The 21,894-nt window shown below is 54.5% G+C and carries 16 protein-coding genes; 7 read left to right on the forward strand and 9 right to left on the reverse strand.

Annotated elements, in window-relative coordinates; translation table 11 throughout:
* Nucleotides 1-73 precede the first annotated feature (73 nt).
* Nucleotides 74-1,951, forward strand: coding sequence for a tRNA uridine-5-carboxymethylaminomethyl(34) synthesis enzyme MnmG (mnmG, locus tag JIN85_RS07845; protein WP_200269357.1), 1,878 nt, complete (start codon nucleotides 74-76; stop codon nucleotides 1,949-1,951).
* Nucleotides 1,952-1,963: 12 nt separating this feature from the next.
* Here mnmG and JIN85_RS07850 read toward each other — a convergent pair whose 3' ends face one another.
* Nucleotides 1,964-2,395, reverse strand: a complete 432-nt coding sequence (locus tag JIN85_RS07850; RefSeq protein ID WP_200269359.1) for an acyl-CoA thioesterase — start codon at nucleotides 2,393-2,395, stop codon at nucleotides 1,964-1,966.
* A gap of 138 nt (nucleotides 2,396-2,533) precedes the next feature.
* Here JIN85_RS07850 and priA point away from each other — a divergent pair, with 138 nt between their 5' ends.
* Nucleotides 2,534-4,753 (forward strand): replication restart helicase PriA, encoded by a 2,220-nt coding sequence (priA, locus tag JIN85_RS07855; RefSeq protein ID WP_325108699.1) that lies wholly within the window; start codon nucleotides 2,534-2,536, stop codon nucleotides 4,751-4,753.
* Between the two features lie 22 nt (nucleotides 4,754-4,775).
* On the opposite strand, the gene JIN85_RS07860 is transcribed toward priA, so the two are convergent.
* From JIN85_RS07860 to JIN85_RS07870, 3 genes are all read right to left on the reverse strand, one after another.
* A complete protein-coding gene (locus tag JIN85_RS07860) occupies nucleotides 4,776-5,435 on the reverse strand; it encodes a hypothetical protein (protein ID WP_200269361.1) in 660 nt (219 codons plus the stop codon).
* 92 nt (nucleotides 5,436-5,527) lie between these two features.
* Nucleotides 5,528-6,808 carry a hypothetical protein gene (locus tag JIN85_RS07865; RefSeq protein WP_200269363.1) on the reverse strand — a complete coding sequence of 427 codons (1,281 nt, stop codon included), beginning with the start codon at nucleotides 6,806-6,808 and terminating at the stop codon, nucleotides 5,528-5,530.
* A gap of 86 nt (nucleotides 6,809-6,894) precedes the next feature.
* A complete protein-coding gene (locus JIN85_RS07870) occupies nucleotides 6,895-7,746 on the reverse strand; it encodes an SMP-30/gluconolactonase/LRE family protein (protein WP_200269364.1) in 852 nt (283 codons plus the stop codon).
* Between the two features lie 67 nt (nucleotides 7,747-7,813).
* Between JIN85_RS07870 and JIN85_RS07875 the strand changes: the two genes are divergently transcribed.
* On the forward strand, nucleotides 7,814-8,692 hold the full coding sequence (locus JIN85_RS07875) for a CvfB family protein (RefSeq protein WP_200269366.1): 879 nt from the start codon (nucleotides 7,814-7,816) through the stop codon (nucleotides 8,690-8,692).
* 44 nt (nucleotides 8,693-8,736) lie between these two features.
* Here JIN85_RS07875 and JIN85_RS07880 read toward each other — a convergent pair whose 3' ends face one another.
* From JIN85_RS07880 to JIN85_RS07900, 5 genes are read right to left on the reverse strand one after another with little or no spacing between them, the layout of a single operon-like run.
* Nucleotides 8,737-10,032 carry a hypothetical protein gene (locus JIN85_RS07880; protein WP_200269368.1) on the reverse strand — a complete coding sequence of 432 codons (1,296 nt, stop codon included), beginning with the start codon at nucleotides 10,030-10,032 and terminating at the stop codon, nucleotides 8,737-8,739.
* A 24-nt stretch (nucleotides 10,033-10,056) separates the two neighbouring features.
* Complete coding sequence (folD, locus tag JIN85_RS07885; RefSeq protein ID WP_200269369.1) at nucleotides 10,057-10,944, reverse strand: bifunctional methylenetetrahydrofolate dehydrogenase/methenyltetrahydrofolate cyclohydrolase FolD; 888 nt, start codon at nucleotides 10,942-10,944, stop codon at nucleotides 10,057-10,059.
* A 30-nt stretch (nucleotides 10,945-10,974) separates the two neighbouring features.
* Nucleotides 10,975-11,643, reverse strand: coding sequence for a lysophospholipid acyltransferase family protein (locus JIN85_RS07890; protein ID WP_200269371.1), 669 nt, complete (start codon nucleotides 11,641-11,643; stop codon nucleotides 10,975-10,977).
* A complete protein-coding gene (locus JIN85_RS07895) occupies nucleotides 11,643-13,244 on the reverse strand; it encodes a xylulokinase (protein ID WP_200269373.1) in 1,602 nt (533 codons plus the stop codon). The genes JIN85_RS07890 and JIN85_RS07895 overlap by 1 nt, the downstream gene beginning before the upstream one ends.
* Nucleotides 13,245-13,262: 18 nt before the next feature.
* Nucleotides 13,263-13,832 carry a DUF1003 domain-containing protein gene (locus tag JIN85_RS07900; RefSeq protein ID WP_200269375.1) on the reverse strand — a complete coding sequence of 190 codons (570 nt, stop codon included), beginning with the start codon at nucleotides 13,830-13,832 and terminating at the stop codon, nucleotides 13,263-13,265.
* A 108-nt stretch (nucleotides 13,833-13,940) separates the two neighbouring features.
* On the opposite strand from JIN85_RS07900, the gene JIN85_RS07905 reads away from it, so the two are divergent.
* The 4 genes from JIN85_RS07905 to JIN85_RS07920 all read left to right on the forward strand — a co-directional run bounded on the left by JIN85_RS07905 (nucleotide 13,941) and on the right by JIN85_RS07920 (nucleotide 21,849).
* Complete coding sequence (locus JIN85_RS07905) at nucleotides 13,941-15,077, forward strand: glycosyltransferase family 4 protein (protein ID WP_200269377.1); 1,137 nt, start codon at nucleotides 13,941-13,943, stop codon at nucleotides 15,075-15,077.
* 46 nt (nucleotides 15,078-15,123) lie between these two features.
* The gene (locus tag JIN85_RS07910; RefSeq protein WP_200269379.1) at nucleotides 15,124-15,681 is read left to right on the forward strand and encodes a plasmid pRiA4b ORF-3 family protein; all 558 of its coding nucleotides are present in this window, start codon (nucleotides 15,124-15,126) and stop codon (nucleotides 15,679-15,681) included.
* A 101-nt stretch (nucleotides 15,682-15,782) separates the two neighbouring features.
* The gene (locus JIN85_RS07915) at nucleotides 15,783-17,303 is read left to right on the forward strand and encodes a PDZ domain-containing protein (RefSeq protein ID WP_200269381.1); all 1,521 of its coding nucleotides are present in this window, start codon (nucleotides 15,783-15,785) and stop codon (nucleotides 17,301-17,303) included.
* A gap of 388 nt (nucleotides 17,304-17,691) precedes the next feature.
* Nucleotides 17,692-21,849, forward strand: coding sequence for a PQQ-binding-like beta-propeller repeat protein (locus tag JIN85_RS07920; protein ID WP_200269384.1), 4,158 nt, complete (start codon nucleotides 17,692-17,694; stop codon nucleotides 21,847-21,849).
* Nucleotides 21,850-21,894 lie beyond the last annotated feature (45 nt).

The raw sequence follows: 21,894 nt of genomic DNA on the forward strand, positions 1-21,894 counted from the left end.
TTGTTCCACGTGGAACTTTCAGTTTCGGTGCTTGTGGGTGGAGCAAGCTGCGATATGGTGCGCGTCTGCCGAAATGTTCAAGTATCCAAAGACTTATGATGTGATTGTAATCGGAGCGGGTCATGCGGGTGTTGAAGCCGCCTTGGCTGCTGCACGATTGGGATGTGAGGTTGCCGTCCTGACGCAGAACTTGGATTCAATTGCACAGATGTCCTGCAATCCCGCCATCGGTGGCTTGGCGAAAGGGCACATGGTTCGAGAGATCGATGCCTTGGGCGGAGCCATGGGAATGAACACTGATGCCACGGGCATTCAGTTTCGGATGTTAAACGCTTCAAAAGGGCCATCGGTTCGTGCACCTCGGGCTCAATGTGATAAGAAGGCATATCAATTCCGCATGAAGCGTGAACTTGAAGGCACGCCTGGCATTGAACTGCATCAAGGAAACGTGGCAGAGATCCTGACCAAAAATGATCAGGTTACGGGGGTCACGACGTCACTCGGAATGGAAATCTGCGGTAAGTCCGTGATCCTAAGCGCGGGTACCTTCATGAGAGGGTTGATGCATGTTGGTTTACGCAATGAAAAGGGCGGGCGAATGGGCGATGCGACATCTACGGTTTCTGATTCCTTGAAAGCTCTTGGATTTGAAATCGATCGCTTCAAAACCGGGACGCCATGCCGACTCAATGGCAGATCCATCGACTTTTCGAAATGCGACAAACAGGAAGGTGATACCCCGGCTCCACGGTTCAGCTTTATGTCGGATCGGCTGGTTAAAGAGGAAGATGATATTTTCACACTAAACCCTTGGGGAGATGATTCGTTCCACGTGGAACAAATTGCGTGTTGGATGACGTACACCAATCATCACACCCACGAAATCATCCGGAACAATTTGGATCAATCGCCCATGTATTGTGGAGTGATTGAAGGCGTCGGCCCGCGCTACTGTCCGTCCATCGAAGATAAAGTCGTTCGATTTGCTGAAAAAGAGCGCCATCAGGTGTTCCTGGAGCCAGAGGGAAGGCACACTCTGGAGTATTATGTGAACGGGGTTTCGACTTCGTTACCTTACGAAGTGCAGCTCGATTTTCTCCGCACGGTGCCAGGTTTGGAAAACTGTCAAATTCTCCGTCCGGGTTACGCCGTGGAATACGACTATTGTCCACCAACCCAATTGCAGAAGACCCTCGAAACAAAACGCATCAGCGGGCTTTATTTTGCAGGCCAAATCAACGGCACCTCCGGCTATGAAGAAGCAGCAGGGCAGGGATTGATAGCTGGTGCGAACGCTGCATTGAAGGTTTTGAATCGGCCTGAGTTCGTCTTAGGTCGCGATGAAGCCTATCTCGCGGTGATGATTGATGACTTGGTGACGCGTGGTTGCACCGAGCCATATCGGATGTTTACTAGTCGTGCCGAGTATCGTTTGTTGTTGCGGCAGGATAACGCAGATCTACGTCTCACCGAACGTGGCGCCAGTTTTGGTCTGACTTCGGGTGAGCGGGTTGAGCGGGTTCGACAAAAAACGGCTGAACTCGAAAGAGCAGACCCTTGGATTCGCAAGACCACCTATGAAGGAGTGAAATTGGATCAATGGCTGCGTCGTCACGATAACGAATGGTCCCAGTTACCGAGTGAGATTACCAAAGAGTTCCACGTGGAACTTTGGCCGCTCATCGAGACGCACTACAAGTACGAAGGCCATCTCAGTCGCCAACAAACTCAGATCGATCGTCTCACCCGCCAGGAAGGTAGGAAAATTCCGGCGGATACGGACTTCGCCGCCATTCGGGGCTTGAAAACGGAAGCTCGGATCCGATTTTCGGAAATACGCCCGTCAACGCTCGGCCAGGCGGGCAGAATTCCAGGAATTACCCCTGCGGATATTGCGATTCTCTCGGTTTGGTTGGAACGTCGTGATCGAGAAGTAAATCACGACGCCTGAGCATGATTTCACTCACGAGGTTGTTGTGACAAGCGAGGTGGTCCAGTCCTTTACCCATTCCGCCGGTAAACGCATGGGTCGCCCTTCAGGCATTTGCACCAAGGCCAAGGCTTGGCGCGCAGTTACCAAAATCGATCCATCCTGATCTCTCAACATCTCAAATTCGCACCAGAATCGAGCTTTTGAGACTTCAGACAGGCGGCCTCGGATGGTTAGCCAATCGCCCAATTTCGCAGGACGGCGGTAGTCGATCTCGGTTCGCACGACTACGGGAAATTGTTGAGTGGAGGCCATGGTTGCGAGATCCATCCCGAGCTTTGCTGCCAAACGCGTACGGCATGTCTCGATCATTCGGAGGTAGGCAATATTGTGGACGACTCCGCCGCAATCGGTGTCGAAAAACATAACCTCTTCGTGAGTCTCAAAATGGGCTTCGGTCTGCATGGCCGATTCTCGAACTAATCTTCTGGGTTTGCAATCGGTGGATGCAAGTTTGGTGGAATCCGAGAGTGGGGTTGGATTGATGAAGTTCTCTGCCGGATACGTCTTGCCGGTAAAGCGGGTCGAGGCAATCCTCTGCGAGTGAATGCTCGCGTTCTGATCGACGGCCCATCGGAGCTTGTTTTCGATTACGCAATCCCAGTCGGCCTCGATGTGAAGCCAGGCTGTCGCGTTCGTGTACCCTTGCGGAAAAAATCGTCCATTGGGACCGTTCTTTCGGTGGTGTCTGCAGATCAATTCGAATTTGCCGTCCGTGAGCTGGAAGCATTGATCGATCCCGAGCCATTGATCACACCGGTCCTGCTGAAGACAGCAGACTGGATTGCAAACTACTATGGATGTAGTATTGAATCCGTAATCCGATCCGTTCTTCCTGAATCAGTCCGGACCGAGGAGCATTCGGCAAGGACACGCAGGATCGCCATACTCGCCAAAGCAGTAGACCCGGTGACCATGGAGCGGTTGGAAAAGCGGGCACCCAGACAGCATGCGATTCTGACTTTGTTAGGTGCAGCCACAGACCAGCAATTACCGGTGGCGGATTTGGGTGAGGGAAACTCAGCCTCATTGAAATCGTTAGAAAAAGCCGGTTGGATCAGGCTGGAGATCGAGGAAATCCGGCGTGATCCTGATGCTGATGGGGTGGAAGAGATTCTCGAATCAAAACCACTCGATTTGAATGAAGAGCAGCAACGCGCATTGGATGAGGTTTTGTCCGCGGTGGCGGATCCGGAACATGCCAAGCCATTATTATTGTTAGGAGTCACCGGTTCCGGCAAAACGGAAGTTTATTTGCAAGCAGCCCGCCGAGCGCTGGATCTTGGGAAAACGGTATTAGTATTAGTTCCCGAGATATCATTAACTCCGCAAACGGTACGACGGTTCAAGGCCCGGTTTGCAGCCATGCAGCAGGAAGTGGCTGTCTTGCATTCGAATCTTTCACAAGGAGAGCGGTTTGATGAGTGGCATCGGATACGCAAAGGCATTGCGAGGATCGTGATTGGAGCTCGTTCAGCGGTGTTCGCGCCATTGCCGGATTTGGGATTGATACTGGTGGATGAGGAGCACGAAAACTCCTACAAGCAGGACGTGGTTCCCAGATATCATGGGCGAGATGTAGCCGTATTGCGCGCTGCATTTGAGCCATGTGCCGTGGTGCTTGGTTCAGCGACTCCGTCCCTGGAATCATGGCATAACTGTGAATCAGGCAAATATCAACTGGTCCGCCTCAATCAACGGGCTGACGGCCAATCCATGCCATTGGTCCGCGTCGTGGACATGCGGTTGGGGTCCGGAAAGCATAAAGGAGCGCCTGCCATTTTATCTGATAAATTGAGAACCGCCTTGGAGCAGCGGTTAGAGAAAGGTGAGCAATCGATCTTATTTCTAAATCGCCGCGGGTTTGCCAGGTCCTTGCAATGTCATGCTTGTGGGCACGTATGCCAGTGCCCGCATTGTGCGGTTGCATTGACCTATCATCGCACCGATGAACGATTGATATGCCATGTCTGTGGCTACCAATCGATCGTTCCGCGCAAATGCCCGGAGTGCAGAGATCCGGGCATCGCCATGCAAGGCTATGGCACGCAACGCGTGGAGGAGGTTTTGTCGAAGGTTTTGCCGCAGGCGAAATTTGCGCGAATTGATGCCGATACGATGCGGCGAAAGAATGCGCTTAGAGACACACTGAACGCCTTCAAGGCCCATAAAACCGATGTTCTGATTGGAACCCAGATGATCGCAAAGGGCCTGCATTTTCCGAACGTTACGTTGGTCGGCATTTTAAATGCGGATCTGGGGCTGCATGTTCCTGATTTCCGGGCAGGGGAGCGGACGTTCCAGCTACTCACCCAGGTGGCAGGCCGGGCGGGGCGGGGTGACTTGGCTGGGGAAGTGATCGTGCAAACCTTCACACCCCACTCGCCATCGATCCAATATGCCAGAAGGCACGACTTCGACGGGTATTCTGAGCAGGAAATGGAATTTCGAAGCCAGTTCTCGTTCCCGCCCTATGCTCACTGTGCGGTTCTAACAGCCCGCTCAACGCATGAGAGACGCGCTGAGTTCACCTTGCAGACCCTTCATCACCGGCTGGCGGAGAACACGCCTGCAGGGATCGTTCTGGGCGAAGTACTGCCCTCGCCATTGGTCCGCTCGCATGGGCAATTCCGCTTTCAGATCACCTTGCGATCCATGCGGGCACGGCCTTTGACCCGCCACGTGCAAGCGGTGCTGGCAAAGACCACGTTACCCGATGACGTGACGGTGGTCTTTGACATGGATGCGCTGAACTTCTCCTGAGAAGACAGCGCGGTTACCGGAATCAGAATCGAGGCGGGAAGATCAATTCGTCACCGATCTCCGGTTTGATCTGACCAAATCCTGGCATCATGTTAGCGATCGCACCATCAGGTGTGATATCGGAAATTTTGATTTGGCCAAGAATCCCCGTGTTACGGCGGATCGCGAGAATGCTGCCGACTTGCACGTTGTCAGGCATCATGATGTCTACCGTGATGAAAGTTCCATATTCTGGATTTTCGACGTATTCCTTGACCTTGCCGATCAGGAGGGCATTGCGAATCATGCGTGCGCGGCGCAATTCATTGTCGTTTTGTTCGAGCACTTGCTGTCCGACGAAACCGGCTTCATCACGAAAGGTGTCCGCATCGCGCTTTGCTTTGTCTTTCTCCTCCTGAATTTTGGCGAGCTCCGCATCTTTAGCAGCAAGTTCGGCTTTCATGGCCTCAATATCTGCGTCGGATGGCTGTGGCGCCGCAGGTTGGATCGGAGCTGGTGCGGTGTCTGCTCGCAGCTTCTCCATCTGGAGTTTGTCTTGCTGCTCACGCAGTTCGTCTACTTGCTTGCGCAGGCGTGCCACCTCATCTGCGGGGGCGTTTCTGACTCCCTGGGTCATGTTATTCCAGGAAAGAACTACCGCCGCAAAAAGGAGAGCGATGGTCGCCCCGAGGAGAATTTTCATCGTGTCCATGAGAGGCAAGGTGTCTGGCCAGAGACGGGTTGTCAATCTGGCGGAGCGGACGGGGCGGGAAAACTCCAAACGCCCCTAATCCGTTACTGCTGGCGTTCAGACAGGCGGCGTAAAGCGCGCTGCTGGATGTTTTCAGGCAGTTGGTTGGACTGCATCCAGGCTTGCGCGCTGGCTGGGTCACGGTTGATCCAGCGACCGAGCATCCGGTCATACATCTGGTTTCTCTGGCGCTCGTCGTTGATGCGATAAATGTTGTTCATCGCCGTTGCAGGATCGGAATTTTGTGTGTTCCAGGCAAATTGCTCCACGACTCGATCCGTCACATCACCCGAATATTGGTTCAACAACGCTTCTGCTTTTTTGGGGTCGCTATTTGCGACGTTGTTGACGATGCCGCGCAGAGCGTCCGAGCGCTGATCCCCACTTGGGAGGCTGAGGAATGAGGACATGGCGGAACTCGGATCTTTTTCCATATATTCCGCATACACATCGTCGAGCCGACGCGCGGTGGCATCCCCTGGGTTATCCAGGAGCAGTTTGGCCGTAGCTTCCGGGTTTTCTTGTGCCAATTGGCTCGCTGCACTCATCAGCGCACCATTCCGGAGTTTCGGATCATCGATGCTGGTGATCCAGCTGCTTGCAGCGTCAAAGCCTTGGTTCAAAATATGCGGCATCATGGCCTGCAAAGCAGCACCTCTCTCGCCGCTGAATGGCATGCCGGTGAGAAGTTCAGTCGCACGCGTCGTGTCCGTTCCGGAAATGCCACGAATCACACCGATGAGATAGGGATTCGCACCATCACCTGTGTAATTCGCTTGAGCCCAGCGAATGGCGGCTTCCGGATCTTTCGTGGCCCATGAAGACATGATCGTGTCACGAGCGAAGCCCCCACCGGTGTTTTCGTTTGCGTAGGCAAGTGCGGCCGTTGGATCTGCCTCAGCCCAAGCGGTCAAAAGCAGTGAATATTCGCCAAGACGGTCACGGGTGAGCCCCATTTCGCGGAAATGAGCGATCGCATCTTCGTATTCTCCGGGTGCCAGGTGGTCGATGAAATCAAGCAGCGCTCGATTCCGTTCCAGCGCATTTTCACCGCGAACAATCTCGTCCAGGTGCTGCATTTTCTGCTCTTTTGACTGGGAACCCATGGTCCGAGTGCTGGAGCGATCGCCGCTGTTCCGGCTGGGTGATCGCTCAGCCGTTGAGCGGAAATCGTTGGATGAAGAACGGCCGTTCAGGTAACGATCCGCCCTCGCTTCAACAGATCCGGGGGCTGGTGCTGAGGTCGATGTCAGACGTCCGACAAAAAATCCCCCCGTTCCAATGACGGCGAGTGCTGCAATGGTGGTTGCTGGATTTAGTTTCATGGTGCTCATAACCTAACGCTAGGTAAACGCCGCATCACCCGGGAATTGTTCCTTAAATTAAGAAATGCTTAAGAAAAGCGCATTCATTATCCCGCAAATGCATTGCTGGGAAGACCGCGGACCCCAAGTCCACGCACCACAAACAAGCGGCCCGCGTGTTCTTCGACGAGGGTTTTATGCTGGCCCGTGGTGACAAAAAGATCGCTGAGATCGGGACCGCCGAAGGCACATGCCGTGGTCTCGACGCATGGAATTTCGATCCGGCGCATTTCTTGGCCCGTCGCAGGATCAAAGCAAACGACGCAGCCACCGTGGCAAAAAGCGATCCACAAGTGACCGTTTTCATCGATCGCCATGCCATCCGGTGAGGCATCGATGTGGCTGGTATCCACGACGGTTTGCGGGTGGCGCAAAACCCCATCCTGATAGTCGAATGCCAGAACCGCGCGGCGCGGCGTATCGATGTAGTAAACGGTGGTGCCATCCGGATTCCAGACGATGCCGTTGGAATTGGTGACCGGTCCGAAGGCTTCTTCGAGCGACAAATCCGGATCGAGCCGATACAGTCGGGCGTCGCCGGTTTTCTTGGCGAGACTGATGGTTCCGGCAAAAAATCGTCCATCGGGTGAGCATTTCCCGTCGTTGATCCGGTTGTCCGGCTTGCCCGGTTCGGGATCGACGATGGCGGTGATTTCTCCGCTGGCTTCATCCAGGAAATAGAGTCCGGTGTCTCCACCGAAAACCAGGCCGCCATTTTTCCGAGGTACCACGGTGCCGACGCGTTGACCGACGTCCCAAACCGATTCGCCGCCGCTTTCCGGATCGAAGCGATGAATTTGGTGCCCTTCGATATCGACGTAATACAAGGCGCCTTGCCACCAGATTGGTCCTTCACCCCATTTGCTCCGTGCGCTGCCGATTGGTTCGATGCTTACCATGGCTCATTCTTCGGGTATGGTCCGGGGAATGTCAAAAGGATCGCTGAGGCGATCCAGGCATTCGGAGTTGGACGTTCGGCTCGTGGCGGGCGAATCTACCCGCATGGCTCACATCGGCGAACGCGCCACTTTAACCATCCTGCGTGAAAAAAACTTCGGTCTGTTTCTGGACGGCGGCGACTTGGGAGAAATCCTGCTGCCGCGCCGCGAAATGCCGGTGAAGTGGGAGATCGGCGGGCAGGTCGATGTTTTCCTCTACAACGATTCCGAGGACCGGCCGGTCGCGACTTTGAAGCAGCCATTTGCCATGCCCGGGCAGTTTGCCAGGCTCAAGGTGGTTGAGGTCACGGATGTCGGCGCGTTCGTGGATTGGGGATTGCCAAAAGATTTGATGGTGCCGTTCCGTGAGCAGAAAGTCCGCATGGTGCCGGGCAAGTTTTATATTGTGCGGGTCTATCTGGATGAAAACACAGGCCGCATCGCCGCTTCCACCCGGCTCGCCCGCTATCTGGATCAGACCCCGCCGCCTTGGCGTGGTGGCGAAGCCGTCAGTCTCATTCCCTACGGCAAAACACCACTCGGCTACAAAGCCATCATTGATCACACCCATAGTGGCCTGTTGTTTGCGAACGAAGTATTCCAATCGCTCCAGCCGGGCGAGCAGCTTCAGGGTTACATCGCAGACGTGCGCCCTGACGGAAAAATTGACCTGACCCTGCACGCTCCGGGACGCCAACGGGTCGGGAATTTAGAAGAGCAAATCTTCAGCGAGCTCCAGGCACGCGGAGGGTTCTGGAACATCAGCGACAGCAGTTCGGCCCAGGAGATCAACGATGAGCTGGGCGTCAGCAAGCGGACCTTCAAGCAGGCCATCGGCGCCCTCTTCAAAAAAGGCCAGATCGTCATCGAAGAAAACGGAATCCGCCTGGTGAAGGAGGAGGATTGAACCCATTCCAGCCAATGCTGGGGAATCCATCATGATGATCGGGTTCAGGAACAATCCTTCACCAGAGATCGAATCTCTGCTGAGCCATCATAGCTTGCTTCGTCCAGAAGCCACGATGGGCAGGCCTTCCACGCCATCAAGGCGTTGATCGCTTTCAAGCGGCAATGCATGCACGGAGAGGTTTCATAAATGAAATGGGGAATCCGCGGATCGCGGATCGCTTCGTTGGTTTCGATGAGATCGACCAAATGGCATCCCACTCCGTGAAGATCTTCGTCAGGATGGATATCCGTGAGGGCAGAAAGGATCACCGGGAGATCTTCGCAGCGTGCACTGCGTTGAAGCATCTCGATTCCGGCTTCCACCTCGCGGCGTTTGAGCAGGGTGAGACCAGCCTTCCGCACTTCAGAAGCAGAATGATGGGAAAAGACACGACATGCATAGGCGCGCACCGTCTCGTTTTCATGAAAAACCAAACCAAGGTGTTTTGCATCAAAAGATGGCAATCCGGTGTGGCTCAGAATCAGAAGCGCATTGGCTAGCACCATCGACGGATATGAGGAATCGAGCAATTTCGCTACTTCCTCCCGGTTTTCCAGTGTCGTTTGCCTGCCCCATCTGGACAGTCGATGATGTAGTTTGGTCGAGGTTCTAACAATTTCGAGTACGGTCGCTATATCTTCGATCTCGATCGGATTTGCCGCAGACGGAAAACAATTTTGCGTATTCTCTTCAGACCGATGCAACTTTTCCAGGTAAACTTGGATCAATGGATGTTCGACTCCGGCCGCCGCCAGGACCTCTATTGCTCGCCCTTCTCCGTAAAGATCATCATAATAATCTAACAAGTGCGATGTGACCCACGCACTTGGGTCCTGTGCCAGCTGTTGACCCTGTTGATTTGCCGCATGAATTAGTCCCGATTCGCGGTCGAGTTCGATCAACTGTTCGCAACCGACGATCATCTCGATTGATGGTTCGAAGCGGCACATGGCATACAAGGCTGGTAACGCGGCCTGGTATCCCATCTTGCTGAATTCTTTCAAAAGCGCGGCACGTTGACTCCTATCTTTCGTCGAATCTGCAGGTGACCATCCGATGACTGTCTCTACCACACTCGCTGCCTCGCATAGCTGAGCGAGCCACCATTCCCGAAATCCTTCGACCTGAGTGTCATACACCAAACAGTTTGATGCAGCTTGGAGAATTTCATCCCGATCAAAGACATCCTTGAAATTCCTGGCGTGGACGAGCACCCGGCCGTGACCGGTGATCAGGGCAGTTTTGAAGGCATCATGGCTAAGCGGATATTCAGGTGGCTGAATTTCGAACCTCGCCATGACGATACAGGTGGTTTGCGGATCTCACTTCACCCCGGAAAGCTGTCTGGCGGCTTGCAGGGTGTTTTTCATCAGCATCGCGATCGTCATCGGCCCGACGCCGCCCGGCACGGGAGTGATGGCGGAACAATTCGGCGCGACTTCTTCGAAGGCTACATCGCCGGTGAGACGGTAGCCGGATTTTTTTGACTCGTCGGTGACCCGATTGATGCCGACATCGATCACCACTGCGCCGGGTTTGACCCAGTCTGCCTTGACCATTTCCGGACGGCCGACGGCAGCGATGAGGATGTCCGCGCGGCGGCAAATGGCGGGCAAATCCTTGGACCGTGAGTGGGCGATCGTGACGGTGGCGTTCGAATTTTTCGCGACCAGCAACATCGCCATCGGCTTGCCGACGATCATGCTGCGGCCGATGACGACAGCTTCAGCGCCGGAGGTTTCGATGCCAGAGGTTTCGAGCAATTTCATGCATCCAGCCGGGGTGCATGGGACAAATCCGGTCGGGTCTTCCAGCACCAGCTTCGCCACATTTTCCGGGTGAAATCCGTCGACGTCCTTGCATGGATCCAGCGCGCGCACGATGGCTTCTTCATCGATGTGCTTCGGCGGTGGCGACTGGACGAGGATGCCGTGGATGGCTGGATCGGCGTTGAGGTCGCGGACGACTTCGAGCAGCTGTTCCTGCGTGGTTTCGGCGGGCAGCTCGATCTTCCGCGAGTGAAATCCGAGTTCGGCGCAGGTGCGGACTTTCGAGCCGACGTAGACTTTCGAAGCTGGATCGTCCCCGACCAAAACGACGGCGAGTCCGGGCGTCACGCCGAGTGCTTGGAGGGCTGCGGTTTCGGCGCGGCATTCGTCGAGCACGGCGGCGGCAACCAGTTTGCCATCGAGGATTTGAGGAGAGGACATGGATTTCAGGGATGGGTTGATGATGAAAAATCAGGCATCGTCGGTGCCTTGGCGGAGAGCGGTTTGGACCCGTTCGCATTCGGCCTCGAACGCGGCTTCGTCAAGCTTCGACGGGATTTCGAGCATCGGGCCGTAAGTAATGTGGACCCGGCTGAACGGTTTGGGAATGACCAGCCGGTCCCAGGATTTCAGGCGCCAGGCGGATTCGAAAGTCGCATGGATCAGGACAATTGGCGCGCCGGAGGATTGGGCCAGCTTTACCATGCCCGGATGCACTTCGTAACGTGGCCCGCGCGGTCCATCTGGCGTGATGCAAACGTCACTACCCTCGCGCAGAGCGCGTTTGAGCCCGATGAGTGCAGCCGCACCTCGACGTGAGGAAGATCCACGGACCGCGCCGAGGCCAAACACCGACATCGCGCGCGCAAGCGTGGCTCCATCGTGGCTGGCGCTGGTGAGCACCACGCACGGCCGGAAGCGACCGAAGGTTTTCCGCCAAATCGGTGGGATGACGACGATGCGATTGTGCCAAAGCGCGAAAATCGCGGGTGCCGGCACCGGGCCGCCGCGTTTCATGACGCCGCACTCGTCGTTAACCTCGAAGCGCAGGGTCGCGGAAAGCCCGCGCATGATCCAACCCGCCAGGACGCCGAGTGCGCTGGCTTTTCGACTTTCGCGGATTTCGCCGGATTTTGCCATTACAGGAAGCCAGCCGGGTGAAGCGTGTCCACGAGGTATTGCTGGCGTGACATCAATTGCTGGTAAAGTTCGTGAGTTTGCGGGTCGGGCAGGCAGCGGAGTTCTGGATCGCCGGAAACGAGGTAGCTGGCGATCTCGCTGAAGCCCAGAGGCTCGCCGCTGTGATTGAAAAACGCAACCGCCGCTTGCATCGCCGCGCCAACCGCCGCGCCCTGATGGCTCGATACCGGGGCGACCGGGACGCCGAAAACATCGGCCAAAAGCTGCCGCATCATCGGGCTGGAACCGGGGCCTAACAAACGAATTTCCGGTGGATCAAATCCGAGATCGAGCAACCGGCTCATCGCATATCCGAGGCCGAGTGCGACGCCTTCCGCCGCTGCGCGCGCCAGATGCGCCGGAGTGAAATTCGCCGGAGTAATTCCATGGAGAACACCGCAGCCTTCCGGCAAACGCGGCATGACTTCACCGGAAAAGTACGGCAAAAGTAGTAGACCATCGGCACCCGGTGAAACGCTGGCGACCATGGCCTCGAATTCATCGTGCGACCACCCATAGTGGCGGCGCAGAATTTCCGGGGCAATCGCGACGTTTCCTGTCGTTCCCAAGCCCATCCAGCCTCCGGCGGCGTTGCAAAGCGCGGCGACCTCGCTGCGGAAATCGATGACCGGTTCGTCGCGAATTCCGGCGACCACGCCCATGTTTCCCAGCTCCACCGCCACGGTCCCGGGCGTCACGCAACCGGCGGCAAGCGTCGCCAGCATGGGAGCGCCGCTGCCCGGGGCGATCTGCACTTCGCCCGATAGGCCCCATTCACGTGCAAGCGCTGCCCGTAGGTTGCCGCGTGGCTGATCGGATGCGATCACCGGCGGCAAAAGTTCCGCCAACTTTGGATCGATGAATTCCATCAAATCCGCCGACCAACTGCGGCTGCGCAGGTCGAAAAGTCCGGTCGTCGATGCGCTGCCGGCATCGGTGCTGCGTTCACCGCTGAGCCAGTAGGAAATAAAATCCTGCGCGGTGAGCAAGCTGGTGGCGCGTTGAAAATGGTAGGGCTCGTGCTGTTTGAGCCAAAGGCATTCGGCAGCGGCGGAATCAATGCCGGGAGCTTGTCCAGTGAGCTCCACCAAACCCGGTGCTCCACCAAAAGCGCGCGCGATTTCATCCGCCTGTTTTTTCACCGAGGTGTCGCCTTGCAACTTCGATGGCCGTACGATCCGGTTGGTGGCGTCGAGCATCACCAAGCCGCGTTGTGGGCCGGCGACACCGATCGCCGCGACTCGCGATTTTTCCTCGCCGAGCATTGCCAGGCATTGGCGGATGGCAGAGTCCGCTGCCTCGATCCATTTCAGCGGATCCTGCTCGCGGTAGCCGGAGGGCAGGCCTTCGATCCAGGCGTGCGGCACCCAGGCCTCGGCAGAGATCGAGGCCGCTTCGAGATCGATGGCAACGGCGCGGGTGCCGCCGTGACTGATTTCAATCCCAAGGAAATGCATGTGAGTGGCTGCGGAGATCGTCCCGCCAGCGGGTCTGACGGTGCGCGCAAGTCTCTCCAACCCGGACAGTGATGACAAGCCCGGCTTGAGGAAATGCTGGGCCACCCGCTGGATTTAAAAACTTCACGCGTGGGTATCAGAATTTCCAGGGATCAGGTGGCGATGGACTTCTGCGGTGAGTGTTTCGATGCGCTCGCTGAGCGTTTTGGTCAGCTCGGTGAGCTCGTTGTTTTTCTGCATCAGTTCTAACAAATGTGCGGTTTGGCGGGCGGACTCGGCTAGGCGTTCGTCGTTGATGATGGCAATCGCCTCGCGGTGCGCTGCATCGGCGTCGGAGTGGGCTTTGTCACGATCCGCTTGCCGGGTTTGCGCCAGCAGGATCAGAGGAGCCGCGTAGGCGGCTTGCAAGCTGAAGGCGAGGTTGAGCAGGATGAAGGGATAGACGTCGAAGTGCACCAGGCCGACGACGTTCAGCCCGATCCACACGCCAACCACCACGGTTTGGCTGACCAGAAAGGTCGGCGTGCCGAAAAAGCGGGCGAAGGCTTCGGCGCGGAGGGCGAACCAGTCGTTGCCGAAAACACGGGCGAAATGGGGGGCCGGCAGGCGGAATTTGAAGTGCTCGCGATGCGAATTTGCGATGGTTGCAGAGGCCTTTGCTTCGGGTTGCCGAGACGTCTCCTGAGTTTGCATTTCGCAGTTATAAGGGCGGCTTGGGATGCCGTCCAGTGGCGAGCGAAGTTCAGCTTCTCGACTTAGGGATTGAATGCCGCGCGTGGATTCCGTTCTTTCGCATCAGCGATGAAGCTGGCCTACGTTAGTCCCTACGCCTCCAATGACGTCCACGCCTGGTCGGGACTGGTTTTCTATATCAGAAAAGCGTTGGAAGACGCTGATTTCGAGGTTGAAACGACGGATGGGCTGGAGGAATGCGGCAGGGTTGCCGGGAAGATCAAGGAGCTGGCTTACCGCTATCTGGCGCGGAAACGATTTGTGAGAAATCGCGCGCCGAAGGTGCTGGACCACTACGCGCGGCAAGTGGAGGCGGGATTGGCCCGGATTGATCCCGATGTGATTTTCAGCCCGGGCACGGTGCCTCTGGCGCATTTGGAGACGGATCGGCCGATTGTGTTTTGGACCGATGCGACATTTGCCGGACTCACCGATTATTACGGACTTTTTTCGAAGCTTTGCCGACAGAGCCGACGGGATGGAAATCGGATGGAGCAGGCGGCGCTGGATCGTTGTTCTTTGGCGATCTATTCCTCGCGTTGGGCAGCGGACACGGCGCTCCAGCAGTACGATGTGGATCCGAGAAAGGTGAAGGTTGTGCCCTTCGGCGCCAATTTGGTTGGCCGAAGGACCTCTGAGCAGGTGGAAAAAATGCTCCAGCAAAAAGACTGGGGCAGTTGCAAATTGCTGTTCATCGGCGTCGAGTGGGAGCGCAAGGGTGGATCGATCGCGCTGGAGACCGCGCGCGCGTTGAATGCTCTGGGTTTGCGGACGGAGCTGCACGTGGTGGGTTGTGAGCCGCCTGGATTGACCCCGGATTTTGTCATTCGCCACGGCTTTATTTCCAAAAAATCCGCAGAAGGAAGAGCCCGGCTTGAGCAACTCCTGACGGCTGCTCATTTCCTCATCGTGCCTTCTAGAGCAGAGTGTTATGGATTGGTTTACGCAGAAGCCAGTGCGTATGGACTTCCCTCCCTCGCGGCGGATACGGGTGGGGTTTCCAGTGTGGTCCGCAATGCTGTGAATGGTCAGCTTTTCCCACTCGAAGCGGGTGGAGAAGAGTATGCCGAATACATCGGTAGCCAGCTGGGATCGCGGAGAAATTATGAATCGCTCTGCCGCAGTTCATTCAACGAGTACGAAGAGCAGCTGAATTGGGACGTCGCCGGTGGGCGGGTGGCAGAAATGGTGCGTGAGCTGAGGTAGATAATTCCCATTTGATTCTGGCGCGCGAGTTCCCCATGATGCTGCCATGTCCAAATCGAGCGGTTCACGGGTGGTGGTAAAAGTTTTCCTCTACGGCATTCAGCCGCAGATCTGGAGGCGATTTTCTATTTCCACAGAGGCGACCTTCGGCATGCTGCACGAAGCGATCCAGGCGGCGATGGGTTGGGAAAATAAAAGCCCGCATGAATTCCGCCATGGCAAGGGAAAGCGCCTGGTGGATGTGATTGGTCCGGTTGGCTTGGAGGACCAGACGATTGGTGAATTCCAGGACGAGCTGAAGATTACGATAGCGGATTACATTGGTCGCAAGCGACTGCCGCTGCGCCTGCTTTACCGCTATGATTTTGCCGACGAATGGATTCATGAAGTCGTGTTCGAGAGCAAAGAGGAGGTCGAAAGTGAAAGCGGACCGAAGATCATCGAAGGTGAACGCGCCTGTCCGCCGGAGGATTTCGGTGGCCATTTCCAGTACATGCAAGCGCTGCACGGTGAGATCGAATGGATGAATCCTGGCTATGAACCCGAGGTTTTCTTGCCGGAAAAGGTCGACTTTACGCCCAAAAAACCGCGCAAGCGGCGCTAAACGGGTTACGCGATGAATGCGGTTCGCGGGGAGGGATCTAGATTTCCTCTTTCCAGCACTGTTGGTTTTATGCAACAAACGGAAGAATTATTTCGGACGTTATGAATTATCGAACCGCCATCATTCCGATTGTTGCTACGATTTCAATCTGCCAACTGGCTGCTGCGGATCTAAAAGCCTTCGAATTTCGTGAAGTGCTTGATGATGCCGCCTATCAAAAAGCAGTTTCCCTGCTTCCAAAGGATAGGATTGATCCAGAAAAAGTGGAGCACTCGCCATTCCCCACCTGGGGAGTGATTGTGGCGACAGTTGATGATGGTACTCAAGCATCTCAACAGGGACTGCAAATGGGTTCGATCATTTACAAGCTGAACGGTGAAGAATATTTCTACCGTGACCTAGGGATCGTAGCAAACGAATCCGGACAGCGTGTGGTTTCGGTCGTTGCCCCGGATGGGAAGCGCCAGGAGTTTTCTTTCAAGCCCGGGCGCATTGGATTCACCAGCATGAATGGGTATCGCCCAGAGCAATACATGCTGCAAAACCTAACACGTGGTTCCTGGGATGCCGATATGTTAGTCGCCTGCGTGGCATGGCAAAATGGCTATCAGGATTTGTCGGAAACGGCTTTGTTCCGCGCGGTTAAAAAAGGGATGAAGCCCTCCACTTTCACCAAGTCCTTCGGGATGTTGATGGCTTATGACCAAGGCAAGGCTGAGCAATCCAAGCAATTGCTGAACTCGTTGTTAGAGGAATTACCGAAGGATCCTCAGCTCATTCCAAGGTTCTATTTGCCGTTTCTTCGGACGCAGGCGCTGGCTTTTCAAGACTTTGATTTATTCGGCTCATGCATGCATGAATTCGCTGGAGTCAAAAGGAGGTTTCAAGAATCTACCATCAAATCATGGAAAGCTTGGGCCAAAGCAGGACCGCATCCTTCGATTCTATCGCATACAGAAGAAGGTGGGAATTTGATGCCCTTGATCAAGACCGAGAGAGTCGCATGGAGCACAGGCTATGGAGGCTTTGATGCGGATTCGATTCGCAATGGCAGCTTCCAAGGCGGTGCACCGCTAGGCCGCTATGTTTTCAATGCCTTCGCGTCATCCCAGCCGGTGAAAAATGCGATTTGGGAAATTCATGTGGCATATCAGGATGCTGCGCCCTTCCGGGCAGGAGTCCTATTCGAAGGATTTACCTTATTGAAGTTCAATCTGATCGATAAGGATGGGAAGACGGAAAGCGCCAAACAGGTCCCAACTTACGAGGACTATCGCGTCGTCGCCAGGATCCAGTTAGATCATGAATTCACAGGTGACCGGGTCGTGCAGTTGATGGGTGGCCCGAGTTTTGGGGAAGCGGTTTCAGTTCATCACAGGATACCCTTTGTGGAAACGGGTGTGAAGATGGGCGATAACCTTACCCCGAAGGAGAACTTTTTCAAAATCCAACTCGTTCGGTTTAATGACGAAGTGGAGATTTTGTTAGATGATCATTCGATTTTTCATATTCCAATCGACCCGAATGTTGGCGAATTGGCATTCTCTTACCAAGGAATAGGGACGGGTTTGAATATCAAGGATATGACGCTCAAACCGCTCATTGCCAAAGACGGCAAATAGTCCGCTCTGCCTTGCTTGCCGGCAGGCGCGGAATAACCGACTCACGAATGCGAGAACTGGTGGTTTGGCTAAAGACCGATGCCCCAAAATCGGTAACGAGCCAATCGATATAAGGTGAGCCTGGAAAACCGGAGATGCGGCGAGATAGGTTTGCGATCGGGATTACATGATTTTTGATAAATTCATGATGCAATTCTTAGGAAATTATCAAAATCTGTCGTTAGATAGGAATGTGGCAGTTTATCTAAATGTGATGTCTCGCTCTCAATGGTTGAAAGTGTGGAATAGTTAATTGTTTTCACGGAATGAACCTATCAGAGATAAGTGAATTTTTTTGTTGGTCAGCAAATGCATTGAAGGATAAAGAACCGCAAACTATCCCAAATTCATGAAGCATCTCTTAATCGGTGTGTTGTTGATTCCTACCGCTTGTTTGGCGGATGTCGCCCCGGCGTCTTCACATGCGGAATCCAGCATGGATATTACATCAACCATCGGCGAACTGGTGGTAGATACCGAGATCAATCTCAATGGAGATACCAATGCTTCGACCCTGGATACTCAAACGGAGAGCACTTCCAACGAAAATGGAACGCTGACCACGACCTACACCAGTGGAATTCAGAATGCGCACACCGTTTATGCCCCCAGTATCGATTTTCTCCAAATCATCGGAGGTCAGTTGCTTAACATTAAGGCGGATGCGACGGGAAGCTGGACGCCGGATGCATCCTCAGAGGTGACGAATGTAGCGACCGGAACGTCAGAAATCAGCACGGAATTCAGCATCACTGGATCGTCCATGCCGGTTTCATTGAGCGGTGAAATCAAGAGCCCTGCCCAGGGTATGGTAAGTCTGCAAAAAGCTGAAGATGGAGAATGGTCTTCCATTTTTACCTATTCCACCCGGGGAACAACTCCTGATCCTTTCCTCGGTTATAGTTTCACCGATACCTTGGAGCCAGGAACCTACCGCCTGATCAGTGCCACCGACTATGCTGATCCGATTGGGATTGATTCTACGATCCGGCAATCTACCTACGATCTCCAGATCGGCGAAGATACAACAACCGAGTACATCCCGCCCCAGGGCGAATACACCCACCCATTGATTGGGACATTCTACACCAATTCGCCGAGCCTTCAGATGGTATCACCATCGGTGATTTCGCAGACCTCATTGGGAAATGGAATGACTGAGCTTCAGGTCACCACTTCGCTTAAAAATGTTTCGGTCAACCCGTGGAATGGGATCACGGTTCGGATTCCTGAGACCTTCGAAGGAGGCCCGGCTGTGGTGATCGTAGATGGTGGCAGCTCGACCAGTGACAGCGTGCTCTCATATGGCCAGATCATGACTGATGAGACATCGGCTCCTGAGGAAGCGGGCGATCATATCACCGTGCAAGTGGCAGATGCGGATGTGGATCAGTTCATTGCATCGATTTTGGATGGCTCGCGCTTCACGACACACGGTCGGGAGCAATGGGTCTTTTTGTATCCAGTTGATCTATTAACCGAACAAAGGCTCCACGAAATTCTAGCCATGTGGGAGGGCCCTGATTCGACACCTCTTACTTTTGGAGGGCCGAGTGACTTGAAACCCGGCACCATCTTACTGGTGAATCGTGATGTATACCCGTTTCCACTACTGGCAGATACAATCAAAGATTCGGGATTGATCAGCACTAATATCACTGGTGATTACAAACAGGGTCTTGATCTTTTTTTGCCATTTCTAGTGGGTAAGCCCATGCCGTATGGAGAAGCCGGTGTTATTTATGGCCGGGGGCGTTTGATTACAGATCCTAACCGCTGGCCGATGAGTTTGCTGGAAATGGTAAAGCATGGCACCGTCCAGGATCATGTGGATACCTCTCATCCGAGTGGATTCGCTGTCAACGCGGGCTTGGATGGTTCACCTATTCCAACGGCGAAGCCGATTCATTTCAACAAAACAGTCATACCCGGCGGGATCGAAATTTCCGGCTCCATTTTCATTCGACCCGCCGAGTTCGACATCGAGTTCCGCATCGACGATGGCGAAGTCAGCCGGTTCACGGTCACTACGGATTTAACCGTAGATGCATCTATGATCGTCGAGATGGATGCCGCAGCCAACAATGAGGGTGCGGCTCTGGTGGATCAGGAAAAGCAACTCTTCAGCCTTCCGCTCCTCACCATTGTCCTACCGTCCGGACTGACTTTCAGTCCGGTATTGTCCCTTGATGTTGGAGCGCTGGTCAATGTGCCGACCTCATTGACGGTCCCAATCCAATCCACGATCTCTCTAACGGGTACGGCAGGAGTGGTAGATGGAGAACCGTTTTACGAACAGAGCTTCGAGGTTGAGCCGCCTTCGATCTCGGCTCCAGCCATCTTCAACCAGCTCGGTGCCAATGTTTCTGCATGGGCGAAAGCAGAGCTGTATTGCAGGTTAGGGGTGGATTCCATCGGTGTCGGGCCCACCTTTGGTGTCAAAATCGGCGGGGAGTTGGAGATCAAGCCAGGTGGCTCTCCCTGGTGGACGCTCGATGGAAAATTGGAATATTTGGCGGGAGTCGAACTGGACCTTCTCGATCTAGTCAACTTGCTCGATGAAGAAACGACCATAGATACCAAATCTTTATTCCATCTGGATTCTACCGATGAGTTGTCCCGCTCTGTCGCCCGCACTACTCAAAGCGTCACTCTACCGGACAATCCCGGGATAAGGCCGATTTCCGGGGCGAACACCCGCTGGGCGCGGATTCTGGAAGTACCGAACACTGGCGGTGGGTTGCTGAACCATTTTATTTTCCCGTTGGCAAACTCGACGGATTTCCTGGTAGGTGCAGCCACGGAAGTTTCGCGCTACACGGCAGAAGGTGCGCTCCTTTGGACAAAATCTCACCAGGCTGCGGCGATTGCCGGCGCTTTGCCTCACCCGGATGGCGGATTTGTGACCGTCACAGCCGGTGAAATCGATTTGGCCCGCTACGATGGAGATGGCAAGCGTCTCTGGCACAATCAAAAAAGAAAACCGGGGGATTCTGGTGTGCCATCGTTAGGCTGCCGACCTGGAGCTGTAGAGGGAACCCTCGAATACTTTGTCACGGCCTGGCATGCAGACGGCAGCAATCCGAATGATTTCTTCCTGCTCAAGTATGACGATTCCGGCAATTTGCTATGGACGAAAATCTATCAGCAAGCGGAAACCGGAGGTATCGGTGAACCCAAAGATCTTCTCGTAACTCCAGAAGGAGACGTCATCATAGTGGGTTACACGGATGCTGATGTTGATGGTCCCACACTTGCGTGTCCATTTGTGATGAAGGTCGATGGAGATGACGGCAGCTTGATTTGGGCAAAAATGATTCTCTGGTCGCGCGGCGGATCCTTTACCCATGTAGCCCAGGATGAAGAGGGCACACTGTATTTGGGAGGGGTCTGGGGTAATAACATTCTCGATAAAATCCCGACGATTACGATTGGCAAGATGACCTCAGATGGAGAGTGGTTGGGAAATATCATGTTGGGTTCTGCCACCTCGGAAAAGTTAGTGGAACTTTCCATGATGGGAGGCATCAACGATAACCCGATTCCTAACAATGGTGAAACCATTCTGGATCGCATCGACGCCATGACGTGGGGAGAGGGGCATCTGTGGATTGCCGGACATATCGGATCTGGAGCAAATCTTCCATCATTGAGCAATGGACAGTATGGCTTTACCGCGCGGCTCTCTGACAAAATGGAAGTGACGCGGTATGCCATGTTTGGTGGCACGAATGTCGACGCATTGGCGGCCATTTATCCTACGACAGATGGCGTACTCGTTGCTGGCTTCTCAAGTTCAGTTCTTCCCTGGGGAAATGAAGCTCGCAACTCCATGGGCCGGTTGATCATGAAATTGCCAAACGAAGGGTTGCTTCGATTTCATGATTTATCGGGCATGAAACAGCCTAATGCGGATGATTCTAGTGCCGATCGGGGTTCCTATTTGATTTATCCGAGTGTATACGCCGCCAGTTCGATCGGTGCGTTTGTTAATCCTCGCATTCATGATCTAGGATTTATTGAGAGCACTCTTGAGCTCGAGGAAACTTATTTCCCGTTTGAGGAATTATCTGCAGTCGTGCCATTGGCGCATTACCAGATCGAAGCGGTGCCTGAAGAAATGGTCACGGATTATGATTCCTATACCAAATGGTATCAAATCAACACCGAGGAAGATTTCGATGGTGATGGTCTGGATACCGCCAGTGAGTTTTACTACGGAACCGATCCCCTGCATTCCAGTTCCATTTCATTTGAGATGCGAGCGCACCCGGATAGCGGAGAAATGACGATCGGCTTTCCACGGTCCGCGCTGGCAGAAGCTGCCGGGTGGACATCGCCGTTGGAAGCAAGTGAGGACTTGTCCAGCTGGAGCAGTGACCTGCCCGAAGGCGTCGGGCTGGAACAGAAATCCGTCGATGGATCACCGTGGCTCTTCCTGACTCCGTTTGTCGCTCCGGGGAAGAGCCAGTATTTCTATCGTCTTGGTCAACCTGAAGCGCCCTAACAACAAGCAGGGAAAGCTCTCAGACACCTCGCTATAAAACCCGGC

This window comes from Luteolibacter pohnpeiensis (assembly GCF_016595435.1).
GTDB lineage: Bacteria > Verrucomicrobiota > Verrucomicrobiia > Verrucomicrobiales > Akkermansiaceae > Luteolibacter > Luteolibacter pohnpeiensis.